Source organism: Erythrobacter litoralis HTCC2594, assembly GCF_000013005.1.
GTDB classification, from domain to species: domain Bacteria; phylum Pseudomonadota; class Alphaproteobacteria; order Sphingomonadales; family Sphingomonadaceae; genus Parerythrobacter; species Parerythrobacter litoralis_A.
On the sequence record NC_007722.1, the window covers coordinates 1,483,402 to 1,506,901 of the forward strand.

Genomic DNA, 23,500 nt, shown 5'->3' on the forward strand with positions numbered 1-23,500 from the left:
TGCCCCTTATTTCAGCAGGACCACGGCCCAGAAGGCCACGGTGAGAAGGACGCCGAGTACCGGCGAGACGATCGACCACATCTTGTTGGTATCGAGTTCGTAGCCCGCACCGATATCGAGGACGAAATGGCGAAGCCCGCTCATCAGGTGGGTGAAGAACGCCCAGCTCAGCCCGACGAGAACGACATAACCGATCGGGGTTGTCGCCAGCGTCGAGAAGGTTTCATAGGCCTCCGGCCCGCTCGCCAGCGCGCCGAGCCACCACAGCAGTACGCCGAGCCCGACCAGCGCCATCCCGTCGCCGGTGATACGGTGGAGGATGGAGACCAGCATATGCGGGCCCCATTTCCAGATTTGCAGGTGCGGTGAGAGTGGGCGGTTGGCCATAGATCGTCTGGTCCCGAAAAAACGTCCCGAAATTCATCGGTGGATGTGCGCCTCCACTTAGCGCAACGAGCGCTCTGTGCAAGGATAGGCTAAGGGCCGTGCACCAAAGTCCGGTCGTCGATCCATGCTCGACAGCCGCTTCCCCTTGCGCGTATCGCTCGCGCCATGTCCACCATCCTCCTCACCGGCTCCAGCCGCGGCATCGGTGCCGCCACCCGCGAAATGCTCGAAGCGCGCGGGGCCAGGGTGATCGGGCATTCGACGCAAGGCGACGGCGAAAGCGAACTCGCCGCCGATTTTACCGAGCCGACCGCGCCGCAGATGTTGTGGGAACATGCGCTGGAAATGGCCGGAGGGCGGATCGATGTGCTGATCAACAATGCCGGGTTGTTCCAGCAGAATCCGCTCAATGCCGCCGATATCCGCTGGCTCGATGCGTGGGAGGACACGCTGCGGATCAACCTGACGGCCGCCGCGCAGCTCAGCCGCTTCGCCGTCCAGCACTGGCTGGAGCGGGAGCGGGCCGATAGCGAGGAAGCGGGCCGCATCGTCCATATCGCCAGCCGGGCGGGACATCGCGGGGACAGCCCGGCGCACTGGCACTACGCCGCGGCGAAGGGCGGAATGCTGGCGATGCACAAGACCATCGCGCGCGCGTATGGGAACGACGGCATCTACAGCTATGCCGTTACGCCGGGCTTCACCGACACATCGATGGCGGGCGACTATCTCGAAAGCCGCGGCGGACCGGGCCTGCTGGCCGACATCCCGCTCGGCCGCGTCGCTAAGCCCGAGGAAATCGCCAATGTCGCGACCTATCTCGCGCTCGATGCCCCACCCAGCCTGACCGGCGCGACGCTGGACGCAAACGGGGCGAGCTATGTCCGCTAGCGATATGAAAACGCGCACCACCTCGTCATCCCCGCGCAGGCGGGGATCCAGCTTCTTTTTGGCGCACCTGTGAAGAAGGGAGGTCACGTCTATATCATGGCCAACCGCTATCGCGGGACTATCTACATTGGCGTCACAAGCTCACTCCCACACCGGGTGCTACAACACCGCACAGGCGCGGGATCGGATTTCTGCGCACAATATGGATGCGACCAACTCGTGCTCGCGGAGAGGTTCAACTCGATCGACGAAGCCATCCAACGCGAGAAGCAACTTAAAAAGTGGAACCGCGACTGGAAGATCAGGCTTATCGAGGAGCAGAATCCAGACTGGGAGGACAGGTTTGCAGACCTGGTCATGTTGTAGGAAGCTGGATCCCCGCCTGCGCGGGGATGACGGAGAAAAAGAGAAATCGAACTGGACATGACTGCGAGCTGGAAACTCACCGCCTTTGCGCCGAAGCCCGTGATACAGTCCGCGCTCCTCGCGCATGACGAGGCGTGGGACTGGGACGATGCGGTGGTCATCTCGGGACGCGAAGTGGCGGAAGACCGGCCCGAGGACTGGGTGCTCGAATGCTGGTACCCGCGCCGACCGACCAAGGCGGACAAGCAGGCGGCCGCCGCCCTGTTCGCGGGCGAGGCTCCGCCTTTCGAAGTCGAGAAACTCCCGGAAGAGGACTGGGTGACGCTCAGCCAGCAGGGCGTCGAGCCGATCCGGGCGGCGCGCTTCTACGTCCACACCCCCGACTTCCCGCCTGATGACACACCCGGCACGGTCAACTTCGCGATCCCCGCCAGCCAAGCCTTCGGTACCGGCCAGCACGAGACGACCGCCGGATGTCTCGCGATGCTGGACCTGATGAAGCGGCAGGGCGTTTCAGCGCGCAACATCGCCGATATCGGCACAGGCACTGGGCTGCTCGCGTTCGGCGCCTTGAGGCTGTGGCCACATGCTACGATGACCGCGACCGATATCGACGCGAATTGCGTGCCGGTCATCGAAGCCAATGCCGCCACCAACGGCATCGCGCAGGGGAGCGGGCCGGGCGAAATGACGATGATCGTCGCTGCGGGCACCGACCATTCGCTGATCGCTGCGCGCGGCCCCTACGACTTGCTGATCGCCAATATCCTCGCCGGGCCGCTGGTCGATCTGGCCGGGGATTTCGCCGCGCATGTCGCTCCTGGCGGGCATCTGCTATTGGCAGGGCTGCTGGAAACACAGGAAGCGCGGGTGCGCGCCGCTTACCGGCGTGCCGGATTTCGCCTCGCCAAGAGGCTCGTGAACGGAGACTGGTCGATCCTATGGATGCGAAAGCGTATCGGACGCAACGCGGGCTGAAGCCCTGGTTCGGCGGTACGCTCCGGATCCTCGGCATCGCGGTCGGCGCATTGCTGCTCCTCGTCCTGGCCTTCCTGCTGTCGGCCTGGATCGGCAGTTCGATCCCGCGCAATGCCGGGTGGACCGAACCCGAGGCCGGCATTCCGGTGATGATCGAGACGAACGGCCTCCACACCGGAATCGTCATGCCGGTCGTCAGCCCCCTGAAGGATTGGCGCGAGACCTTTCCGACCGCCGGCCGGCCGCGCGAGGATGGCTGGATGCCCACCCACATCGCGGTCGGCTGGGGCGAGAAGGAGGTATTCCTCAATACGCCGACATGGACGGATCTCGATCCGGCCGTCGCCGCCAACGTGGTATTCGGGGGCGGTGAAGGCCTGCTGCGGGTGGCGCATTACGTCCGGCCGCAGGCCAGCGAGGATTTTCGCTGGATCACGCTTCGTCCGGAAGAATACACGCGCCTGGTCGAGCAGGTCGAAGCGGCACTGCCCCCTGTGCCGCTCGCCACGCCGCGCAAGAGCTATACGAGCTACCAGCAACACGCCGTCCATTTCGACGCGACCGGCCGCTACACGCTCACCAACACCTGCAACCAATGGGTCAGCGACACCCTTGCGGAAGCGGGAATCAAGATCGGCACCTGGACACCGCTCGCGGGCGGCGTGATGAAGTGGATACCCGAGGGTGAATAGCCAGCCAAAACTACGAGGGGCCCGCCATGCACAATGACTACACCACCATCACCGTCGAAAAGCGCGGCGAGGTCGACTGGCTGACGCTCGATCGGCCCGATGCGCTCAATGCCATCACGCTCGACATGGTGGCGGAGCTCAACGACTATTTCGGACGGCTCTACAACGACGGGTCGGTGCGCGTGGTGGTGATGCGCGGTGCGGGCAAGGCCTATTGCGCCGGGCTCGACATCAAGGAGCGGCAGGGCGAAGATCAGGAATTCCCCTTCGGTGGCGGGTTCGGATTCCAGGGCTTTCTCGCCGATGTCTATGTGAAGATGCGCCGTTGCCCGCAGGTGATCCTCTCGCTGGTGCACGGACCGGCATGCGGCGGCGGGTTCGCTTTCGCCCTCGCCTCCGATATTCGGCTGGCGGGTGAGAGCGCCCGCATGAATGCCGCTTTCATCAAGATCGGCCTGTCCTCATGCGACATGGGTGTGAGCTATTTCCTGCCGCGCCTGGTCGGGCAATCCATTGCCAGCGAGCTGATGCTGACCGGGCGTTTCATCCATGCCGAGCGTGCGTTGGCCGTAGGGCTGGTTTCCGAAGTCGTGCCGGACGACCAGTTGGAGAGCGCAGCGCAAGGCTGGATCGACGACCTGCTCGCCGCCTCGCCAAAGGGCCTGCGCATGACCAAGGAAGGGCTGCAGATCGCCACCGATGCCGGCAGCCTCGAAGCCGCCATGGCGATCGAGAACCGCAACCAGCTGATGACCAGCGCCAGCCCCAATTTTCATGAAGGCATGCGCGCCTTCCTCGAAAAGCGGAAGCCCGACTACACGCCCGACTAATGCGGAACATCGCAGCGCGGAGCGCTTTGATCAAGCATCAGCCCCAACAGCAGAGCGAGATTTCCCATGGCCAAGACCCTCCTCATCACCGGCGCATCGAGCGGCATCGGTGCCGCCACTGCCAAGGCCGCTGCCGCTGCCGGATGGAATGTCGCACTGCTGGCGCGATCGGGCGACAAGCTCACCGATCTTGCCAATGAGATTGGCGACGCAGCGCTACCGATCCAGGCCGACGTCACCGATCGCGGCGAAGTGACGAGCGCGGTCGAGCGGACGGTCGATCGCTTCGGCGCGCTCGACGCGGTGTTTGCCAATGCCGGGACCGGCGTCAACAATCCGGGCATCGAAACGGGTGATCCGCAGGAATGGCACGACATGATCCATGTCAACATCCTCGCCGTGCTCTACACCGCCCATGCGACGCTACCCGAACTGCGCAAGACCAAGGGCAACTTCATTGTCACCGGCTCCAAGGCCGGGCGCGAGCACTTCAAGGGCTCTGTCTACAGCGCGACCAAGTGGTTTGTGCACGGTTTCGCGGGCAATCTGGCCGAGGAGATGCGCGAATTCGGCGGACGCTGCTGCGTGATCTCGCCCGGCATGGTCAACACCGAGTTCTTCGACGAGCCCAAGCCTACCAAGCTCCAGCCCGAGGATGTGGCAGACGCAGTCGTCTTCGCACTCAACCAGCCTGACACTTCGGCGGTGCGCGAAATCCACATGATGCCCAACGATTGATGGGCGATTGCGCAGCGCGGGCTTCGCTCATAGAGCGCGCGCATGAAATACGACGATGCTTCGTGGCATTATGACGGCACCTTTCCCGACGACCTTCCCAAGGAGGCGGGCGCGACGCATATCGGGATGTATTTCGCCTGGGCCGTCCTCTCGGACCTGACGAGCGACGAATTCGCGGCGGATTCTGCGGAAGCGATCCGGCAGGTGAAGACCTACGGCCAGACGCCGGGCCAGTGGATGCTCGCGCACTTCGACGGCGTCTTCACCAGCGACGACCTCGATGAGGAAGGCAACGTCTTCACCCGCGCCTATTATGCCGACGACGACGGGATGCGGCACGGGGGGCATTCGTACTACGACGATTACCACGTGCAATTCCGCATCGGCAAAGGGGATTTCTACCGCGTGTCCGACAGGTGGTCGAACTTCTACCACCTGCGTTCCCGGCTCGATGCGCGGCTGGCGATCTTCCGGCAGACCGGGAAGCTGGTCCTGCCCAAGGGCGAGACGCTCAAAATCGACGGCAAGCCGGTGGTGCCGCCCGGCTGATCAGCGCGACAGCACCTGTTCGAGGAATTCCAGCGCGGCGCGGGTGAAAGCCTGCATATTGGCGATGCGATCGTCGCTGCCTGTTTCGGTTACTCGGGTGAACTCGCCCGCCGGCCCCACGACTGCGACGCAACTGCGCCCGGCAGGAGCGCCGCTCGGGTGGCTCGATCCGCCGACCGAACCGCTCTCGGCAATGCCCCATTCGGCCCCGAAATTGTCGCGGATCGCGCGGGCCTGGAGCAGCGCATAGTCCTCGCTCGTGCCGCGCATACCGCGATAGGCTTCTCGCGGCAGGACGAACAGCACATCGCGGGCGCGCAGCGAATAGACCACCCCGCCCCCGACGAAGAAGTCGAGCGCGCCAGGGACAGTGAGCAGCGAAGCGGCCATCAGACCACCGGTCGCTCCGTCGGCAACGGCGACTTTCTCTCCCTTCCCTCGCAGGCGATCAGCGATACGCAGGGCCATGGGCTGCAGTTCTTCCAGTATCACAGCTCCTCCAGGACCGGCTCGGGCCTCAGCGCGTCGGGAATCGCTTCCCCGCCAGCCTCGTGGTGATAGCGCACGATCGCTTCCACCACCTTATGCATCAGCTCCATCCGCACAGGCAGCGGCACGGCGGTGCGCCCGATCATCACCACCACGGAATAGCGCGCGCCGTCGGGGGCGGTAAGGATACCGACATCGTTATAGCCCGCCTGTTCGGCGGGAGGCGCGCTGTCGAGGACCTGGCCGGTGCCCGTCTTGTGGCCGATGCTCCAGCCCGGCGGGACGCCGCCCTTCAGCCGGTTGGGACCGCTCTTGACGTCTTTCAGGAGCTGGAGGAACAGCGCCGTCGTGCCCGGCTCCAGCAGTTCTCCCCTCGCAAGTCTGGCCAGGGCCAGCGCGATCGCCCGCGGCGTGGCTCCGTCGACAGGGTCGAGGACATAGCCGGTGAACGCTGCTTCGCGCGCACTGGCAGGCACCCGCTTGCGGGCATCGAAAAAGGCGTTGCCGATCGAGTAGGACGGGTCCCATTCCACCCCCGCAATCTTGCTCTGCATCGGCACCTCGCCGGGCCCGAAACGGATCGCACCGAGCCGTGCCTCGCCGATCGCGTTGCGCACACCTGCCGGGCCGCCGACGCGCTTCAGCAGCATATCGTTGGCGGTATTGTCGCTCTCCGTGATCGCGCGGCGCATCAGGTCGCCATAGGTCGTATTGAAACCGCCACGGGCGAGCACGATCTGCCGCACCGGCTGGTGGAACAGCGTCAGGTCGCTGCGGCGGATGCTGACCCGTTCGGACAGGTCGAGCTCGCCTGCATCCACCATGCGCAAGGCCGCCAGCGTCACCCACAGCTTGCTGAGGCTCTGTTGCGGCAAGTGCTCGTTGCCGTTGAAATGCACCGTCCGGTCGCGCGCGATATCGTGCACCGCGATGCCGAGATAGCCGTCGAAAGGCGCGGCGATGTCGAATAGCGCCTGGTCAAGAGCGCGTTCTTCCGGCGACGGTGCCGCGACCAGCGGCTCCTGCGCCACTTCCTCGATGCGCTGCTGGAACGCGGCGGGATCTTCGCCTCCCGAATTGCCGCAACCGGCAAGGACCAACGCAATCCCGATCAGCGTGTAGCGCATCCTCATCCCGCCGCTGCGACGATTTCGGCCCAACCAGCTTCGTCGATCACTTCGATGCCGAGGTCCTGTGCCTTCTTGAGCTTGCTGCCCGCGCCCGGCCCGGCGACCAGCAAGTCGGTCTTGGCGCTCACGCTGCCGCTGGCCTTGGCGCCGAGCCGTTCGGCCTGAGCCTTGGCCTCGTCGCGGCTCATGGTCTCGAGCTTGCCGGTGAAGACGACGGTCTTGCCGGCTACGGGACTGTCGAGCGTCTCGACTTCGTAGCGCGGCGGGCTGACTTCGCTGAGCAGGTCGTCCCACACTGCGCGATTGTGCTCTTCGTGGAAAAAATCGCCCAGCGCCTCGACGACGGCGCTGCCGATCCCGTCGATGCTGGTGAGTGCGACGACGGCCTCTTCGTCGCCCGCCCGCGCTTTCTCAGCCGTTTCACGAAGCGCCGGTAACTCGTGGAAATACTTCATCAAGTCGCGCGCCGTTACCGCGCCGACATGGCGGATGCCCAGTCCTAACAGGAGCCGTGCGGTGTCCGGTTCGCGGCGCGCTTCCACAGATGCCAACAGGTTATCGACAGACTTGTCCATCCAACCCTCAAGCGCGAGGATCTCATCGCGCCGGTCCTTCAAGCGGAAGATATCGGCCGGGCTTTCCAGCCAGCCGAGCGCGAAGAACTGGTCGATCGTCTTCTCGCCCAGTCCGTCGATATCGAGCGCGGCGCGGCTGACGAAATGCTTCAGTCTTTCAGTGCGTTGCGCGGGACAGATGAGGCCGCCAGTGCAGCGGACATCGACCCCCCCTTCCTCGCTCACCGCTTCGCTGCCGCATTCGGGACAGGTGTCGGGAAACTCGAAAGAATCGCGTTTCTCGTCGGGCGTGAGATTGCGCACGACTTGCGGAATCACATCGCCCGCGCGCTGGACGACAACGCGGTCGCCGGGGCGCACCCCGAGCCGCTCGATTTCGTCGCGATTGTGGAGCGTGACATTGGTCACCGTCACCCCGCCCACCAACACCGGTGCGAGCCGCCCAACCGGGGTCAGCTTGCCGGTCCGCCCGACCTGAATATCAATATTTTCGAGTGTCGTTTCAGCCTGTTCGGCAGGAAACTTGCGAGCGATAGCCCAGCGCGGCGCCTTGGCGACGAAGCCCAGCCGCTGCTGGTAATCGAGCCGGTCGACCTTGTAGACGACGCCGTCGATTTCATAGGGCAAGTCCGCCCGCTGCGCGCCGATGGCCTCGTAATGCGCGAGCATCTCCTCGAGCGTCTCGCAGCGCCGGAACAGCGGCGACACCGGCACGCCCCATGCCGCGATCTGCTCGACGACTTCGACCTGCGTTTCGCCCGGCACATCGCCCTCGACCGCGCCCCATCCATGCGCCCAGAACCTGAGCGGACGGGTCGCGGTCACGCTCGCATCTTTCTGCCGCAAGGAGCCCGCCGCCGCGTTGCGCGGATTGGCGAACTGCCGGACCTTGGCCGTGTCGAACGCGTTATCTTTCTCGTCTGCCTCGGCGCGCGCCTCGTCCATCAGCCGCGCGTTGAGCGCGTGGAAGTCGGCGGTGGCCATATAGACCTCGCCTCGGATCTCGAAGACAGCGGGGCCGTTCCATTTCCCCTCCCGCCTGCGGGAGGGGTCAGGGGTGGGCGCGGAGCCACTGTCGTCGAGTGGCCCACCCCCAGCCCCTCCCGCAAGCGGGAGGGGAGTAAGCTCCTGCGGAATGTCGCCGATATGCGCGACGTTGGGCGTCACATCCTCGCCTACCTGCCCGTCCCCCCGCGTCGCCGCGCGCACGAGTTTGCCATTTTCGTAGCGCAGCGAGCAGGACAGCCCATCAATCTTGTCCTCGGCGGTGAAAGCAATCGCCTCGTCCTCGCCAATGTTGAGATAGCGCCGCACCCGCGCGACAAACTCGGCCACCTCCTCGTCGGCAAAGGCATTGTCGAGGCTCATCATGCGAACCTCGTGGGTGACCTTGCTCAGCGGCGAGGCCGCGACCGCATGGCCGACCTTGCGACTGGGCGAGTCCTCGCGCACCAGGTGCGGAAACGCCGCTTCCAGCTCCGCATTGCGCCGCACCAGCGCATCGTATTCCTGGTCGGTAATCTCCGGCGCATCCTCGGCGTGGTAGAGCCTATCATGCTTCGCGATTTGCCGCGCCAACCGCATCAATTCATTGGCGGCTTCGGCTTCGGAGAGATTTTCAAGCTCGGTCGTCATTCAGAGAAAAACTGATCGATTTCCAGAGACCAGTATGCCTCCTCTTCTCGAATAACACCGTCTGCCTCAATTAGCATTTGGGCGTGGCGCCGAAAGACGGATTCCAAAATCGAGTCTTCCTTGAAACGATGAAGAGCTAGCCAGAAAGTTTCCCCATCTGGAGACAGCCTTCGCGAGTAGGCTAGAATATCATCAAAGTCGGGGTCGCCGGGCACTTCGAGACGTATCCAAAAGTTAGTGAGAGCCTTCTCAAGACAAGACATCTCAGAGGGATGAAATTCTCGATCGCACCTCGCTAGGAATACAAGCGCATTCAGAACCGCGATGAGATCAGCGCGCCGCCCAACCGACATGCCCCATGACAGCCCGGACCGCGTCACTTTGTCAGGCGAATACTGAGCGAAGAATGCTTGGACTGGGCTAAGCGACTCTCCTGTCGTCGGATCAAAGATATCTACGACGCGATCTAGCCTGAATGTTCGGAGCGCTTTCCGATGATGGCAATATGCCTTCAGATAGTGCTTTTCCGCTTCGACCGAGAGCTGACGGCAAGTGATAACCCGTTGCGATTTCTCCCCCTTCGAATTTTCGTATTCAATCACCAAGCCTAGGCCGGACAATGAGCCAAGCTCGTCGACAGCATCTGAACTTTCTTCATTCTCATCATCGTCAAATTCAGGGACAGATAGCGCTAGGTCTCCGAATCTTTCATTCAGAATTGGCTTCACTGCACGATTGAGAAGTTCTCGAAGTTTCATCACACCCCCTCCAGCAAGCGATCCGCCTGCGCGCGTGCTTCGTCGGTGATCTCGGCTCCGCTGAGCATGCGCGCGATCTCTTCCTGGCGCCCGGCCTCATCCAGCCGCTCGACCGATGTCTTCGTCACCGTCCCCTCGGAGGACTTGGCGATGCGGTAGTGCGTGCCGCCGCGCGCCGCGACCTGCGGTGAGTGCGTCACCGCCAACAATTGCCCGTCCTGCGCCAGTCGCGCGAGCCGCTCCCCGATGGCGCTCGCCACCGCGCCGCCGACGCCGCGGTCGATCTCGTCGAAGATCACCGTCGCCGCCCCGCCCTGCTCAGCCAGCGCCACCTTGAGCGCGAGGATGAAGCGCGAGAGCTCACCTCCCGAAGCGATCTTGGCGAGCGGCGCGAAGCCTGCGCCGGGGTTGGTCTCGATCAGGAATTCGACCGCGTCGATCCCTGCCGCGCCCCATTTCTCCGCCGGCAGTTCCTGCACGTCGGTACGGAATTGCGCGGCGTCGAGTTTGAGCGGCGCGAGTTCCGCCGCCACCGCCGCGTCCAAGCGTTGCGCCCCATTTATCCGCGCTTCATGCAATTGCCGCGCCGCGGTGCGATAGAGCTCCCCCTTCTCGCGCTCGGCGGTCTCCAGCGCGTCGAGTTCCGCTTCGCCGCCTTCGATGGCATCGAGTGCCGCGCGGAATTCGCGCATCTTGCGCGGCAGTTCGTCGACTTCGCAGCGATGCTTGCGAGCCAGCGCGCGCAGTTCGAACAGCCGCGTCTCGGCGGCGTCGAGCGCGGCGGGATCGTGCTGTAGCGCCTCGGCGGCCGCTTCCAGCTTCTCCTCGGCCTCGGTCGCTTCGATCACGGCACGGTCGAGAGAAGCCAGCGCTTCGGCCAGCAGCGGATGTTCCCCGCCGATCCGGTCGAGCCGCCGCGCGGCGCTGCGCAATTGCGCCAGCGGCGCGTCGCTGCCGTCCCAGACGTGGCGCAATTCCTCGAGGTCGCCCGCCAGCCTCTCGCCCTTCTGCATGTCGGCGCGGGCATTGGCGAGCCGCTCCTCCTCGCCCGCCTGCGGTTCGAGCGTCGTCAGCTCGGTCAGATGCGCCAGCAGCAGGTCCTGCTCGGCTTTCGCTTCTTCGATTTCTTCTTGCGCTTTGCGCAAGGCTTCGCTGGCGCGCTGCCACGCCGTCCACGCCTGCGCGACCGCCTCGACATCACCACCCGCATAGCGATCGAGCAGCACCCGGTGCCCGCGCGGATTCACGAGCCCGCGATCGTCATGCTGGCCATGCAGTTCGACCAGCGCACCGCCGATTTCGCGCAGCAGCGCCACGCCGACGGGCTGGTCGTTGATGAACGCCTTTGATCCGCCATCGGCCTTCAGCTGCCGGCGGATCAGCAGCGGCTCGCCCTCTTCGATTTCGAGGTCGGCATCGTCCAGCGCTGCGGAAAGAGTGGACGGGAGGCGCGCGAACTCGAAACTCGCGGTGACGCTGGCCTTGTCCTCTCCGGCCCGCACCAATCCGCTATCCGCTCGATTGCCAAGGACCAGCCCCAGCGCATCGAGCAGGATCGATTTGCCCGCCCCCGTCTCGCCGGTAAGAACGCCCAACCCGCGCCCGAAGTCAAGCTCCAGCGCCTCGATCAATACGATATTGCGGATGGAAAGCCGGGTCAGCATACAGGCCGCAGTCTCTAGACCAAGCCGCGCGGCGCGTCACCGTTGGTAATTGCGCAATTCCACCGCGTTGCGCGCAATCAATGACTTACTTGCGCGCGAGCGATCAGCCGCCGAGTTGCGTCGGCGCGTGATCGCCGATCAGTTCGTAGGCTTTCTCGTACCATTCGCTGCCCGGATAATTTGCGCCCAGAACGGCGGCATATTTCTTCGCTTCGGTCGGAATACCGAGCGCGAGGTTCGATTCGGTCAGGCGATAGAGCGCTTCGGGCGCGTGGCTGGTGGTCTGGTAATCGTCGACCACGTTCTGGAACCGGATCACCGCCGCCGCCCATTTGGCAGTGCGCTGGTAGAAGCGGCCGATTTCCATTTCCTTGCCGGCCAGGTGATCGTTGACGAGATCCATCTTGAGCCGGGCGTCGGCGGCATATTCGGTCTGCGGGAAGCGGCGATCGACTTCGCGCAGCGCGGTCAGCGCCTGCTCGGTCACTTTCTGGTCACGCTGTACGTCGCTAATCTGCTCGTAATAGCTGAGCGCGATCAGGTAATAGGCGTAAGGCGCGTCCTTGTTACCCGGGTGGATCGACAGGAAGCGCTGCGCGCTCTGGATAGCCTTGGTGTAATCGCGCGAGACGTAATAGCTGAACGCGCTCATCAACTGCGCGCGTCGGGCCCAGGGCGAATAGGGATGCTGCCGCTCGACCTCGTCGAACAGCGCCGCAGCCAGCTTGGCATTGCCGCGATCGAGCCGGTCCTTGGCCGAGGCGTAAAGCGTCTCGACGTCACGCGCGACGTAGGCAGTGTCCCGCTCGCCCCCGCCGCCGGTAGAACAGGCGGCCAGCGTGGCGGTGGCGAGGGCGGAAACGGCAATCGCGCGCAGGCGCGGCAGGCGGGCTTTGGCAAACATGGGTGGCGCTATAGCCCTGCCCCCGCTGAACGCCAAGTGAAGTTGTGAGCCGTCGGCAGCCAAAACTGGGGAATGATCGGAACCGGCGCGCAGGCGGGGATCAGTCCGCCATCGGATCGTCTTCGAGCGGTGCGACGCGGCGCTGGCCGCTTTCGCCTTCGGGCGCATCCCAGGTCAGGTGATGCCCTTCGAGCGCGACGAGGTTGTTGCCGCGGATAATCTCGGCGTGGGTCTGGTAGCCGAGCAGTTGTTCGGCCGGCAGGTCCGGGTTGTTGATCATCACCCGCGTCTCCTCGCTGGTGAAGTCAGTCAGGCCGCGGGCACGCTCCACGCCGTCCTTGTCGTAGATGTGGAGCACGTCGCCGCGGCTGAAATCGCCATCCATCGACAGCACGTCGTCGCGGTGGATCGGTGCGCCGCTGCCAAGCTTCGCCGCTGCCTCGTCGCCGATGACGAGATGCCCGGCCATTTGCAGGCGGTCGGCCAGCCAGGTATCCCAGACCGAGGCCGGATTGGGATTGGGCAGGCACTTGGTGCAGCGCCGCTCGCCGTTCAGGATGGCTGAAATCGGCCGCGGTTCCTCACCATCGGCAATCCACGCGGTGCAGCCCGCGTTCTGCGCCATGTTCGCCGCCTGCAGCTTGGTCAGCATGCCGCCCGTTCCGAGCGTGGTCTTGCCGGCCGTCGCGGCCAGGTATTCGCTCACGTCGCTGACTTCCTCGACCAGCTTTGCGTCCGGATCGTCCGGATTGCGATCGTACAGCCCGTCGATGGTGGTCAGGATCACGAAATCGTCGGCCTGCACCATCTGCGCGATCTTGGCCGCCAGCCGGTCGTTATCGCCGACGCGGATTTCTTCGGTCGTAATTGTATCGTTCTCGTTGACGATCGGGATGATGTTCGACTGCAGCAGGCGGTGGACGGTGTTCTTGGTGTTGAGGAAGCGGCGGTGATCCTCGAAGTCGCCCAGCGTCAGCAGGATCTGCGCGATCTCGAAATCGAATTCGTATCCGACCTGCTTGTAGGCGTTGAGCAGCTGGGGCATGCCGCAGGCCGCGGCCGCCTGCTTGTCGGTCAATCCGGCCTCGCCCGGCTCGACGCCGACCGCCTTCATGCCCAGCGCCACGGCCCCGCTCGAGCACAGGATCACTTCGTGCCCCTCCGCACGCAGCCGGGCGATATCCTCCATCAGGCGCTGTATGAAGCCGAAGCGCGGAGTCAGCCGCTCGGTATTGGCGAGCAGCGCGGAGCCGACCTTGACGACGATCTTGCGCGGTTCCGGGATCTTTCGCGATTTGGTGGTGTCGGGCGAAGCTGTGCGGGTCTGCTGGGTCAAAACGTGCCTTATTCTCGGTGGCGGGCGGTCAGTCGTGTCTGCCTGCGCCGCTAACGGTTACAATTCTCGCAGGACTACCTATGTTGCAATGCAGCAACTTCAACGGTTTTCTGCGCCGGGCACTCTTCGTGTGCCGTCCGCCGCGCGGGGCCGACAGACGATACAGGGAGCACCCATGAACGACCAGACACTCGATCCGGCGATCCACATCCAGCAACTCGGCACCGCAGCGCGCGACGCTGCGCGCGGGCTCGTCTCCGCCAGCACCGAAGCGAAGAATAAAGCGCTGATGGAAGCGGCCAGGGCGCTGCGCGAAGCGACGCCGGCGCTGCTCGAAGCCAACGCCAGGGATGTGGCGAGCGTCGAGGGCAAGAAGGACGAAGCGTTTATCGACCGGCTCAAGCTGGACGAAGCCCGCGTCGAAGGCATGGCGAGCGCACTCGAACAGATCGCCGAACTGCCCGATCCCGTCGGCCGTGTGCTCGCCCAGTTCGACCGGCCCAACGGCCTCAGGATCGAGCGGGTGGCGGTGCCGATCGGCGTGATCGGCATGATCTACGAAAGCCGCCCCAATGTCGGCGCCGATGCCAGCGCCCTGTGCCTCAAGAGCGGTAACGCCGTGATCCTGCGCGGGGGCAGCGAGAGCCGCCATTCGACGCGCGAGATCGTCGCCTGCATGCAGGCCGGGCTCAAGGCGGCGGGCCTGCCCGAGAACGCCGTACAGACCGTCCAGACGACCGACCGCAATGCCGTCGCCGAGCTGCTCAAGGCCGACGAACACGTCGACCTCGTCATTCCGCGAGGCGGACGCGGGCTCGTCGAGCTGGTGCGCGACCAGGCGAGCGTGCCGACGCTGCTGCACCTCGACGGCAATTGCCACTCCTATGTCCACGAAGCGGCCGATGTCGCCAAGGCCGTCGACGTCGTCCGCAATGCCAAGCTGCGCCGCACCGGCATCTGCGGGGCGACCGAGAGCGTCGTCGTCGACCGCGTCATCGCCCCCGCCCTCATCCTCGCCCTCGCCGATGCGATGGCCGGTGACTGCGAGCTGCGCGGCGACGAGACTGCGGTACAGCTCGACGACCGCATCACCCCGGCCTCCGAGGACGACTGGAACACCGAATATCTCGGCCCCATCGCCAGCGTGAAGGTGGTCGACGGGCTCGACGAAGCGATCGAATGGGTCGAAGGCCACAGCTCGCACCACACCGATGCGATCCTGACCGAAGACGCCGAGGCCGCACGCCGCTTCATGACCGCAATCGACAGCGCCATCGTGATGCACAACGCCTCCACGCAATTTGCCGACGGCGGCGAGTTCGGCATGGGCGCGGAGATCGGCATCGCCACCGGCAAGATGCACGCCCGCGGCCCCGTGGGGCTGGAGCAGCTGACCAGCTTCAAGTACCTCGTGCATGGCTCAGGGCAGACTCGCGAATAATTTTCCTACACGCGCATTTTCTGCTTCACGCTTGCGGATGACCCGCCGCACCGACAACCGCACGACCCGCTTGCCCGTCCCGGCAGGCGAAATCCCCACCTTCGACCCCGTGCCGATCAAGCCGCGGTCCGACGGCTGGACGCCCGAGCGCCAGCGCGATTTCATCGCCGCGCTCGCCGATACCGGCAGCGTCGAGGCCGCGTGCAAAGCGGTCAACATGTCCACCGTCGGCGCCTATCGCATCCGCCGCCTGCCCGAAGGCGCGAGCTTTCGCGCCGCATGGGACGCCGCGCTCGAATGCGGGGTCCAGCGGCTGGAAGACGTCGCCATGGACCGCGCGCTCAACGGGGTGGAGGAGACGCTCCATTACCACGGCCAGGAAGTCGGCAAACGCCGCAAATACAACGACCGGCTGCTGATGTTCATGCTCCGCAACCGCGCGCCCGAGCGCTACGCCGTGGGCGTCAACGGCGGCAAGGGCGCAGGCGCACTCAAGGGACTCAACGCCGTTGGCAAGATGGAAAAGCGCCGCCTGAAGAACAAATGGCGCAAGAAATGGGAGAAGGACTGGGGCAAGGAGCAGCTCAAGCGCGAAGTCGCGACCATGGAATCGATCAACGCCAAGATCGACAGGATCCGCGAGAAGGAAGAGCGCCTCGAAAGCCCCCGCGTCCGCGCGCTGCGCGAAGCACTCGACGAAGCCGTCCGCGAGGACAAGGCCAACCGCTACAGCGCCTACCGCGATCCCGAACACGAACTCTACCGCATGCCGCGCCACCCGGACGATATGGACGTGATGCCCTACGAACTCTCCGAAGGCGAGACCGAGGAGGACTATGCCGGGATCGTGTCCGACCTCTCCTTCTGCGCGCCGGAGGCGGAGGGCGAGGAAGCGGACGGCGACGGGCGCAGGGTGCGGACGCTCAAAGACAACAGCTGGACCTAGCTCGCTATCACGTGGCGGAGTACGGTCCGCGACCAGCGGACCGCAAGCGCGACCGCGCGCCCGAAGCGCTTGCGCGGAGGAAAGCCAAGATTGCGGATGCAATCGGCGGCGCCTTAGTGCGCCACTCTATCTAAGCGCTGCTCCCTCCCTCGAAGCATAGGCAGGTTAGCTCCGCCACAAGACGCTAGCGTAATGCAAACTCGGTAGAACCGTCGAGCGTCGAGCGAACTCCGTACAGTGAGAAATTCGAAGCGCATTTGCACTCCCAATGATTCAGCTTGAAGATTCCTCAGCCGCGTTTTGAATTCGAATTAAGCAGTTCTTCCTTTGCCATCCTCTCTAAGAGTTTAGCTACTTGCTTATCATTTGGCTTTCGGACGACAAACGATCGCTTAGCACGCGTATACGCAACGAGCCGCTTTAATTTCGACCTGTCGGCAACCCGCACTACATCGTGCTTAAGCTCATCCAATATACCTCCAAGCATCATCCAAAGATATAAGCTTCCCGGCTCAGCTAACTCAAGCAACCGCTCCGCCGCTTCTTCCCAACCTTCCGCTCGCGCACCAATCAAGTGGTAAAAATTTAGAACCTCCAAAAAACCAATCGTTTCAGACCGTAGCGCACGTTCGGCGAAAATACCGCCCAGCTTTTGAAAACCAAGCCGCTGCCTGGTCTTACTCGAAACTGATCGAGCCAGCGAAAGAACAACCTCCGCAATGGCCTCCGCCGATTCTGGATCAAGGTCTTTTGCTGCTTTGTCGAAATTGATGAACGCCATGGCGCCCCATCTGTAGAATCTACTCTTTGCGAGTTCTGGTGCGAAGAGAGTTCCAACTTGAAAAGCTGAAAGCTCAGACCAAAGTAACAGCTCGTAAGACTCAACCTTTCTATCGCGCCCGACGTCATTAACGTTCTTGAATACTTCTATAAGATTCTGCTTAATTACGACGAGTGAGTACTCAAGATCGAGAAATGTCCGGATTTTGACCTGCTGATCAGTCGTACGAGCCTCAGCCAAGTATGATGATCTCAAACTATCAATCTTTTTCGGCTCCTCAGGCCCGTCGGAGATCGCTTGAGTAATAGGCTGCCAGGTCTGCTCTTCTTCCTTATCGTTGACGGCCCAAAGAGCATCAAGAAGTGGGTCAAAATCTTTCTCAACCAACTCATCTTCAAACTGAACCAAAGAAGCTTCCAAATCGCTGTTCAGCGCAGAGATGATCCGCGGATCATTTGGTCTTAGCGCGGTAACCACGTCCAACACATCTGAAACGCTTGTGTAATTTTTCTCCGCAAGAAATTCATCAAGAGCTTGATTGTCATCATTAAGCCCCATACCGAGGGCAAATGAGTAGAAAAATCCATATCGGAAAAATAAGGTGTCGCCAGACCTTGCAAAAAGTTTGGCGTCCAATATTTCGTCAAGAACACTCATCGAATTAAATCCAAGAAGAGTCCGTGTTTTGAAATCATCACAAAACGCCAACCATCTCCTTACCGTGAATGTCGACGCCTTCTCTTTGTATAAATTTTTTGCGAAATCAGCGACTAGCTCAATTTTATTCTTGTAATTGAAAGATCCAGTGTAGCTATCACTAGGCTTTCGAAGGCTGTCGAGAAAGAACTTCTGAAGTATATCGACACGATTAAGGGGAATAAAGTTGCCGTCAACGAATAATATCTTCAAATACATCACGACGTTGCTTGGAGTTAAAGGAATGCAAAGGCCTAATAAATCGTCATACACTTTTTGCGTTACTGACGACGCGACATCATGATCATCCGTATCAAAAAATGTTTCGGCCAATTCACGCACTTGAGAACGGGATAAGCTCCACAAATGCAATTCATCGTATTCTAAGCCCAGTTCACCAAGCGCTACTCCAGCTCCTGGAAACAGGCCTCTGTTACTTGAAATCGCTATAACCCTTAGAACCTCAGGTATTTTCGAAAGCTCAGAGATCAATTTTCGGTCACGCTCCAAATCGACATTGTCTATGAGAACCGTGACCGTTCGCTCCCCAAGCTTTTCACCTTTTGTAATGTCGTCTTGAATCTTCTTCTTATAATTTGGCATGTGGCGCGCATCGCCCAGATAGGTGCGCCCGCCTCTAAGATGTATCTCTGTCGATATCCTTCCAAGCAGGGTCGTACCGCCATATTCTGACCGCGAGTCGATAAGGTATGATTTGGTGCAATCGACTAGCTGATTGACGGTGACCCCATCGCGAGACTCATCAAAATCTAATGCCGCCGACTGCGGGCTTCTCGATAGCCGTGGCTCAGTGTAGATCAATTTCTCAGACGGTGTGGTGAAAAGATTATTCTGCCATCCGCCCGCATGCTTATCAGCTTGCAGGACCTGCTCCAGAGACGTTCCTTGTTCATTGGCCAGAGACATTCGACCTGCTCGCCGTTGTCGTGGAATGATGAATCTACCCGCATAATCAGGATCGTCGGTGACGTGACCCCCTGATTTTCCTCCAAGTTGGATTAGAGTCCGGCCCTGACAGAAGGACGGACGAGATGAAGAGAACGAGGTTTTCAGAAGAGCAGATCATCGGCGTGCTCAAGGAGGCGGAGGCGGGAGCGAAGACCGCCGACCTGGCCCGGCGACACGGGGTTTCGGAAGCGACGATCTACAACTGGAAGTCGAAGTATGGTGGGCTGGAGGTGTCTGATGCCCGGCGGCTCAAGGAGCTCGAGAGCGAGAACGCCAAGCTCAAGCGCCTGCTGGCCGACACGATGCTGGACAAAGCGGCGTTGAAGGATCTTCTGGCAAAAAAGTTCTGACGCCCGCCGCGCAGCGGGAAGCTGTCGCTCATCTTCAGGCATGCCACGGGATGAGCGAGCGGCGGGCGTGCCGTGTCATCGATGCCGATCGCAAGAGCGTGCGTTACCGTTCCACCCGGGGCGATGACGCCGATCTGCGTGAGAAGCTGCGCGAGCTGGCCAACCAGCGACGGCGGTTCGGCTATCGCCGTCTGCACATCCTGCTGCGCCGGGAGGGGATCATGATCAACCGGAAGAAGACCCAGAGGCTCTACAAGGAGGAAGGCTTGGCGGTGAGGCGTCGACGCAGTCGCAGGCGCGCAGTCGGCACGAGGGCACCTGCTCCGGTGCTCGCCTTACCGAACCAGCGCTGGAGCCTGGACTTCGTGCACGACCAGATGGCGTCGGGCAGGAGGTTCCGGGTGCTCAACGTGGTCGATGACGTGACAAGGGAGTGTCTGGCAGCGGTGCCGGACACGTCGATCTCTGGTCGCCGTGTCGTTCGAGAGCTGACCGAGCTGATCGCCCAGCGTGGCAAGCCCGGCATGATCGTCAGCGACAACGGAACCGAGCTCACCAGCAACGCCGTGCTGGCATGGTGCGGCGAGATCGGCGTCGAGTGGCATTATATCGCGCCCGGAAGGCCGATGCAGAATGGCTATGTCGAGAGCTTCAACGGTCGCATGCGGGACGAACTGCTCAACGAGACGCTGTTCATGAGCATGGCCCATGCCCGTGTCGAGATCGCCGCCTGGGTGGATGATTACAACCGGGAGCGACCGCACTCATCGCTTGGCTACGCAACACCGGCGGCGTTCGCCGCCGAACTGGATAAGCAATGGCCTGCTTCGCTACGCCCTACGGGCTCCACTACGCAGCCCATTGCTTCAATCGCGCTTATGCGCAAAACAACCGCCCGGCTCTAATCCCAGCTGGGGGAAAGCTGGGGGTCACGTCATCGGGGAAAAGCGAGGTGTCGGCAGTCCAAATTTCACGCGGAGAGTCATGATAGCGTATAGGAAAAACCTTTAGATCGCTTCCCGAGAGGTGCGTGAAATTTGCCACATTTGGCCATTCAGAGCCTTGATAGATCGCCCCGCTGGCCAAAACTATTGATTGGCCCGCACTGCCGTGAGCAATCTCGACTTCATTCTCGTGCAAGTGACCATGCAGTAGCAAGTCGAAATTATCATTCACCGCGGCCTTAACACCGGTGCGCTCAACTTCAGACAGCCATGAAAGTGGATGGTGGGTCAAAGCAACTCGCAAAGCTGACCCGCGATTATGACTCTCGGTCGCCTCGCAGACACATCTCTGAGATAGTATAAGCTTTCCTTGATCATAATCATCAAATGAAAAGGCCGCAGAATTCAACCCCCACACCTCAATCGGGAATCCTGCCTGTTCAAAATTTTGAATCAAGTAGCAGGTAGTATCATCGGGGAAAATTCTGCCAGAAAAAAAGTCCTCATACCAATATTTGAATGCTCTTTGTCTTTTTTCAATCTGATAAACTGATTGTCCGTTGAATAAATCATCGATTTCACGGCGGGTTTTTAGATCACGGGTTAGACCGCTATTGAAGCTACGATCGACGTCATGATTTCCGGGCACAAGAAGGAGCCGATCTCGATCAAGTTTGAGGGCGGTTAGAAGCTGATTGAAGAACTTCTCAGCCTCTTGATATTCCCGCGCGCACCCGGTTCTAGCGATGTCACCGGTGAAGAAAACGAAGTCAGGTGCACCAAATCGTAGGGTCAGATTTGGCAAAGAATTCAGCAGCGCTGAAACTAGACGGTTTTGATCATACGAGTTTTGCCCCGAGAAATGCACATCAGAAAGATGCAACCAACTCAGCGTCCCCTTGATACCTTGCACTAATATCCCCAATCATTTGCGGGAGATGAATCTACTCCTCCCCCATTCTAAGAGCAGCTATAAACGCTTCTTGCGGAATTGAAACATTCCCATACTCCCGCATCCGCGCCTTCCCCTTCTTTTGCTTCTCCAGCAGCTTCTTCTTCCGCGAAATATCGCCGCCGTAGCATTTCGCCGTCACATCCTTGCGTAGCGCGGCAATCGTCTCGCGGGCGATGATCTTGCCGCCGATGGCGGCCTGGATCGGGATCTTGAAGAGGTGGCGCGGGATCAGGTCCTTGAGCCGCTCGCACATGCCGCGGCCGCGCTCTTCCGCCACGCTGCGGTGGACGATCAGGCTGAGCGCGTCGACCGGCTCGTTGTTGACGAGGATGTTCATCTTGACGAGGTCGCCCTCGCGACTGCCGATCTGTTCGTAGTCGAAGCTGGCATAGCCGCGGCTGATCGATTTCAGGCGGTCGTAGAAGTCGAACACCACTTCGTTGAGCGGCAGATCGTAGGTCACCTGCGCCCTAAGAGTACTAGCGCCGCCGACATAGGTGAGGTTGGTCTGGATGCCGCGCCGGTCCTGGCACAGTTTGAGGATGGCGCCGAGATAATCGTCGGGCGTGTAGATCGTGGCCTTGATCCACGGCTCCTCGATCACGTCGATGCGGTTGACGTCGGGCCAGTCGGCCGGGTTGTGGATCTCGATCACCTTGGCGTCCTCGGTCTTGGTGTGGGCAAGGTGGACGGTGTAGACCACGCTGGGCGCGGTGGTGATGAGGTCGAGATCGTATTCGCGGCTGAGGCGCTCCTGGATGATCTCGAGGTGCAGTAGGCCGAGGAAGCCGGCGCGGAAGCCGAAGCCCAGCGCGGCGGAGCTTTCCATCTCGTAGGAGAAGGAGGCGTCATTGAGGCGCAGCTTGCCGATGCTCTCGCGCAGTTTCTCGAAATCCGCCGCGTCGACCGGGAACAGGCCGCAGAACACCACCGGCTGGACTTCCTTGTAGCCCTTGAGCGGCTCGGGCGCTCCGTTCTTCACCGTGGTGATGGTGTCGCCGACGCGGGCCTGCTCGACCTCCTTGATCTGCGCGGTGATGAAGCCGATTTCGCCGGGGCCGATTTCGGGCAGGTCGACGCGCTTGGGGGTGAAGCAGCCGACGCGGTCGATCAGGTGCTGGGTGCCGCCCTGCATGAAGCGGACGTTGAGGCCCTTGGTCAGCACGCCGTCGATCACGCGCACGAGGATGACGACGCCGAGATAGGGGTCGTACCAGGAGTCGACGAGAGAGGCCTTGAGCGGGGCGTCGCGGTCGCCCTCGGGCGGCGGGATCTTGGCGACGATGGCTTCGAGCACGTCTTCGATGCCGATGCCGGACTTGGCCGACGTCATGACGGCTTCGGAGGCGTCGAGGCCGATGATGTCCTCGATCTCGGCGCGGACCTGCTCGGGCTCGGCGGCGGGGAGGTCGATCTTGTTGATGACGGGGACGATCTCGTGGTCGTGCTCGATCGACTGGTAGACATTGGCCAGCGTCTGCGCCTCGACCCCCTGTGCCGCGTCGACGACGAGCAACGCGCCTTCGCATGCGGCGAGGCTGCGCGAGACTTCGTAGGCGAAGTCGACATGGCCGGGCGTGTCCATGAGGTTGAGCTCATAGGTCTCGCCGTCGGAGGCGGTGTAATTGAGGCGCACGGTCTGCGCCTTGATGGTGATGCCGCGCTCCTTTTCGATGTCCATATTATCAAGGACTTGCTCGGACATCTCGCGCGCGGTCAGCCCGCCGCAGACCTGGATCAGCCGGTCGGCGAGCGTGCTCTTGCCATGGTCGATGTGAGCGATAATCGAAAAGTTGCGGATCTTGGAAAGGTCGGTCATCTGACCGCCCCATTAGACGCGCACTGATCAAATGTCAGTATGTCTTGTGGGCCGTGTAGGAAAGACATTTTTCGAGCCGGATTCGCTGCTTGCGAAACCGGCTCAATCCTGGAGAGATTTGCGGCGGCGCGCTTACTTGAGCGTCGCGCTGCCGAAGAAAACGCCGAAGGCGCGGCACCAGATTACGACCGAATTGGCGTCGGCGACATCGGCGGAAGCGGGAATGCGATAGATCTGCTCTCCGCTGCTCGATTTGAGGCGGCCAAGGTCGACATAGTCTTTGCTACGTACGGCGCGGCCATTGCGCGGGTTGCTGGCATCGCTCAGCCAGACGCGCAAATCGGGGCCGCCGCGGACCTTGAAATCGCCCTTGAGCTTCACGCCGAGGCCGCCGCCCTTCAATTTAACGATCTCGACACCGCCCGACGCGGGGTGCGAGCTGTCGGCACCGCGAAACTGGCCGGTCGACGAAAGTTCGGCCGCCATGGCCGGGGCCGGTACGGCGACAGCCGCAAAGCTGAGCGTGGCTGCGCTGGCGGAAACGGCCAGAATTGCCGGCTGCGATTGCCTTTCCGATAGTCTTGAACATCGTTCCATCCTTTCAAACGTGAGGCGTCAGTGCCTTCATCGCTCGGTTCGGTCGGGAGGTTACAGCGGTCGCTTTGCGAACGTGGGGA

22 protein-coding genes are annotated in these 23,500 nt (G+C 61.9%); 10 read left to right on the forward strand and 12 right to left on the reverse strand.

All coding sequences use genetic code 11. The annotated features are described in order from the left end of the window. Positions 1 to 6 precede the first annotated feature (6 nt). Complete coding sequence (sdhC, locus tag EL2594_RS07085) at positions 7 to 387, reverse strand: succinate dehydrogenase, cytochrome b556 subunit (RefSeq protein ID WP_011414361.1); 381 nt, start codon at positions 385 to 387, stop codon at positions 7 to 9. Between the two features lie 165 nt (positions 388 to 552). Here sdhC and EL2594_RS07090 point away from each other — a divergent pair, with 165 nt between their 5' ends. From EL2594_RS07090 to EL2594_RS07120, 7 genes are all read left to right on the forward strand, one after another. Continuing rightward, a complete protein-coding gene (locus EL2594_RS07090; RefSeq protein ID WP_011414362.1) occupies positions 553 to 1,278 on the forward strand; it encodes an SDR family NAD(P)-dependent oxidoreductase in 726 nt (241 codons plus the stop codon). A 69-nt stretch (positions 1,279 to 1,347) separates the two neighbouring features. Then, positions 1,348 to 1,644: a GIY-YIG nuclease family protein gene (locus tag EL2594_RS07095; protein WP_011414363.1), complete on the forward strand. Its 297-nt coding sequence runs from the start codon at positions 1,348 to 1,350 to the stop codon at positions 1,642 to 1,644. Between the two features lie 57 nt (positions 1,645 to 1,701). Further along, entirely contained in the window at positions 1,702 to 2,622 is a 921-nt protein-coding gene (locus EL2594_RS07100) for a 50S ribosomal protein L11 methyltransferase (RefSeq protein WP_011414364.1), read from the forward strand. Continuing rightward, positions 2,586 to 3,314 (forward strand): DUF2459 domain-containing protein, encoded by a 729-nt coding sequence (locus EL2594_RS07105; RefSeq protein ID WP_011414365.1) that lies wholly within the window; start codon positions 2,586 to 2,588, stop codon positions 3,312 to 3,314. The genes EL2594_RS07100 and EL2594_RS07105 overlap by 37 nt, the downstream gene beginning before the upstream one ends. A 26-nt stretch (positions 3,315 to 3,340) precedes the next feature. Beyond that, positions 3,341 to 4,144, forward strand: a complete 804-nt coding sequence (locus tag EL2594_RS07110) for an enoyl-CoA hydratase/isomerase family protein (protein WP_011414366.1) — start codon at positions 3,341 to 3,343, stop codon at positions 4,142 to 4,144. 66 nt (positions 4,145 to 4,210) lie between these two features. Continuing rightward, positions 4,211 to 4,882: an SDR family oxidoreductase gene (locus EL2594_RS07115; protein WP_011414367.1), complete on the forward strand. Its 672-nt coding sequence runs from the start codon at positions 4,211 to 4,213 to the stop codon at positions 4,880 to 4,882. A gap of 42 nt (positions 4,883 to 4,924) precedes the next feature. After that, positions 4,925 to 5,431 (forward strand): hypothetical protein, encoded by a 507-nt coding sequence (locus EL2594_RS07120; protein WP_011414368.1) that lies wholly within the window; start codon positions 4,925 to 4,927, stop codon positions 5,429 to 5,431. Here EL2594_RS07120 and EL2594_RS07125 read toward each other — a convergent pair whose 3' ends face one another. The 7 genes from EL2594_RS07125 to proB all read right to left on the reverse strand — a co-directional run bounded on the left by EL2594_RS07125 (position 5,432) and on the right by proB (position 13,922). After that, on the reverse strand, positions 5,432 to 5,899 hold the full coding sequence (locus EL2594_RS07125; protein WP_049762441.1) for a CinA family protein: 468 nt from the start codon (positions 5,897 to 5,899) through the stop codon (positions 5,432 to 5,434). Positions 5,900 to 5,919: 20 nt separating this feature from the next. Next, a complete protein-coding gene (locus EL2594_RS07130; protein ID WP_155806008.1) occupies positions 5,920 to 7,047 on the reverse strand; it encodes a serine hydrolase in 1,128 nt (375 codons plus the stop codon). 2 nt (positions 7,048 to 7,049) lie between these two features. After that, complete coding sequence (gene ligA, locus EL2594_RS07135) at positions 7,050 to 9,260, reverse strand: NAD-dependent DNA ligase LigA (protein ID WP_011414371.1); 2,211 nt, start codon at positions 9,258 to 9,260, stop codon at positions 7,050 to 7,052. Further along, positions 9,257 to 10,018, reverse strand: a complete 762-nt coding sequence (locus EL2594_RS07140) for a WYL domain-containing protein (protein WP_011414372.1) — start codon at positions 10,016 to 10,018, stop codon at positions 9,257 to 9,259. Before EL2594_RS07140 ends, ligA begins: the two co-directional genes overlap by 4 nt. Continuing rightward, a complete protein-coding gene (gene recN / locus EL2594_RS07145; protein WP_011414373.1) occupies positions 10,018 to 11,682 on the reverse strand; it encodes a DNA repair protein RecN in 1,665 nt (554 codons plus the stop codon). The genes EL2594_RS07140 and recN overlap by 1 nt, the downstream gene beginning before the upstream one ends. Before the next feature lie 103 nt (positions 11,683 to 11,785). Continuing rightward, positions 11,786 to 12,586 carry an outer membrane protein assembly factor BamD gene (locus EL2594_RS07150; RefSeq protein ID WP_011414374.1) on the reverse strand — a complete coding sequence of 267 codons (801 nt, stop codon included), beginning with the start codon at positions 12,584 to 12,586 and terminating at the stop codon, positions 11,786 to 11,788. A 100-nt stretch (positions 12,587 to 12,686) separates the two neighbouring features. Continuing rightward, positions 12,687 to 13,922, reverse strand: coding sequence for a glutamate 5-kinase (gene proB / locus EL2594_RS07155; protein ID WP_011414375.1), 1,236 nt, complete (start codon positions 13,920 to 13,922; stop codon positions 12,687 to 12,689). A gap of 175 nt (positions 13,923 to 14,097) precedes the next feature. Between proB and EL2594_RS07160 the strand changes: the two genes are divergently transcribed. Together EL2594_RS07160 and EL2594_RS14890 are read left to right on the forward strand one after the other, a co-directional pair. After that, positions 14,098 to 15,363 (forward strand): glutamate-5-semialdehyde dehydrogenase, encoded by a 1,266-nt coding sequence (locus EL2594_RS07160; RefSeq protein WP_011414376.1) that lies wholly within the window; start codon positions 14,098 to 14,100, stop codon positions 15,361 to 15,363. Between the two features lie 37 nt (positions 15,364 to 15,400). Continuing rightward, a complete protein-coding gene (locus tag EL2594_RS14890; protein WP_011414377.1) occupies positions 15,401 to 16,309 on the forward strand; it encodes a hypothetical protein in 909 nt (302 codons plus the stop codon). A 289-nt stretch (positions 16,310 to 16,598) separates the two neighbouring features. On the opposite strand, the gene EL2594_RS07170 is transcribed toward EL2594_RS14890, so the two are convergent. Then, positions 16,599 to 18,713: a hypothetical protein gene (locus EL2594_RS07170; protein ID WP_041685180.1), complete on the reverse strand. Its 2,115-nt coding sequence runs from the start codon at positions 18,711 to 18,713 to the stop codon at positions 16,599 to 16,601. Between the two features lie 125 nt (positions 18,714 to 18,838). Between EL2594_RS07170 and EL2594_RS07180 the strand changes: the two genes are divergently transcribed. Further along, a protein-coding gene (locus EL2594_RS07180) for an IS3-like element ISEli1 family transposase (RefSeq protein WP_155805911.1) occupies positions 18,839 to 20,010 on the forward strand; the annotation gives its coding sequence in 2 pieces (ribosomal slippage) (positions 18,839 to 19,091 and positions 19,091 to 20,010; 1,173 coding nt in all). On the opposite strand, the gene EL2594_RS15125 is transcribed toward EL2594_RS07180, so the two are convergent. The 3 genes from EL2594_RS15125 to EL2594_RS07190 all read right to left on the reverse strand — a co-directional run bounded on the left by EL2594_RS15125 (position 19,982) and on the right by EL2594_RS07190 (position 23,309). Beyond that, positions 19,982 to 20,962, reverse strand: coding sequence for a metallophosphoesterase family protein (locus EL2594_RS15125; protein WP_196793226.1), 981 nt, complete (start codon positions 20,960 to 20,962; stop codon positions 19,982 to 19,984). The genes EL2594_RS07180 and EL2594_RS15125 overlap by 29 nt on opposite strands. A 31-nt stretch (positions 20,963 to 20,993) precedes the next feature. Further along, positions 20,994 to 22,823 (reverse strand): translation elongation factor 4, encoded by a 1,830-nt coding sequence (gene lepA, locus EL2594_RS07185; protein WP_011414379.1) that lies wholly within the window; start codon positions 22,821 to 22,823, stop codon positions 20,994 to 20,996. 132 nt (positions 22,824 to 22,955) lie between these two features. Next, entirely contained in the window at positions 22,956 to 23,309 is a 354-nt protein-coding gene (locus EL2594_RS07190) for a DM13 domain-containing protein (protein WP_011414380.1), read from the reverse strand. Positions 23,310 to 23,500: the final 191 nt, after the last annotated feature.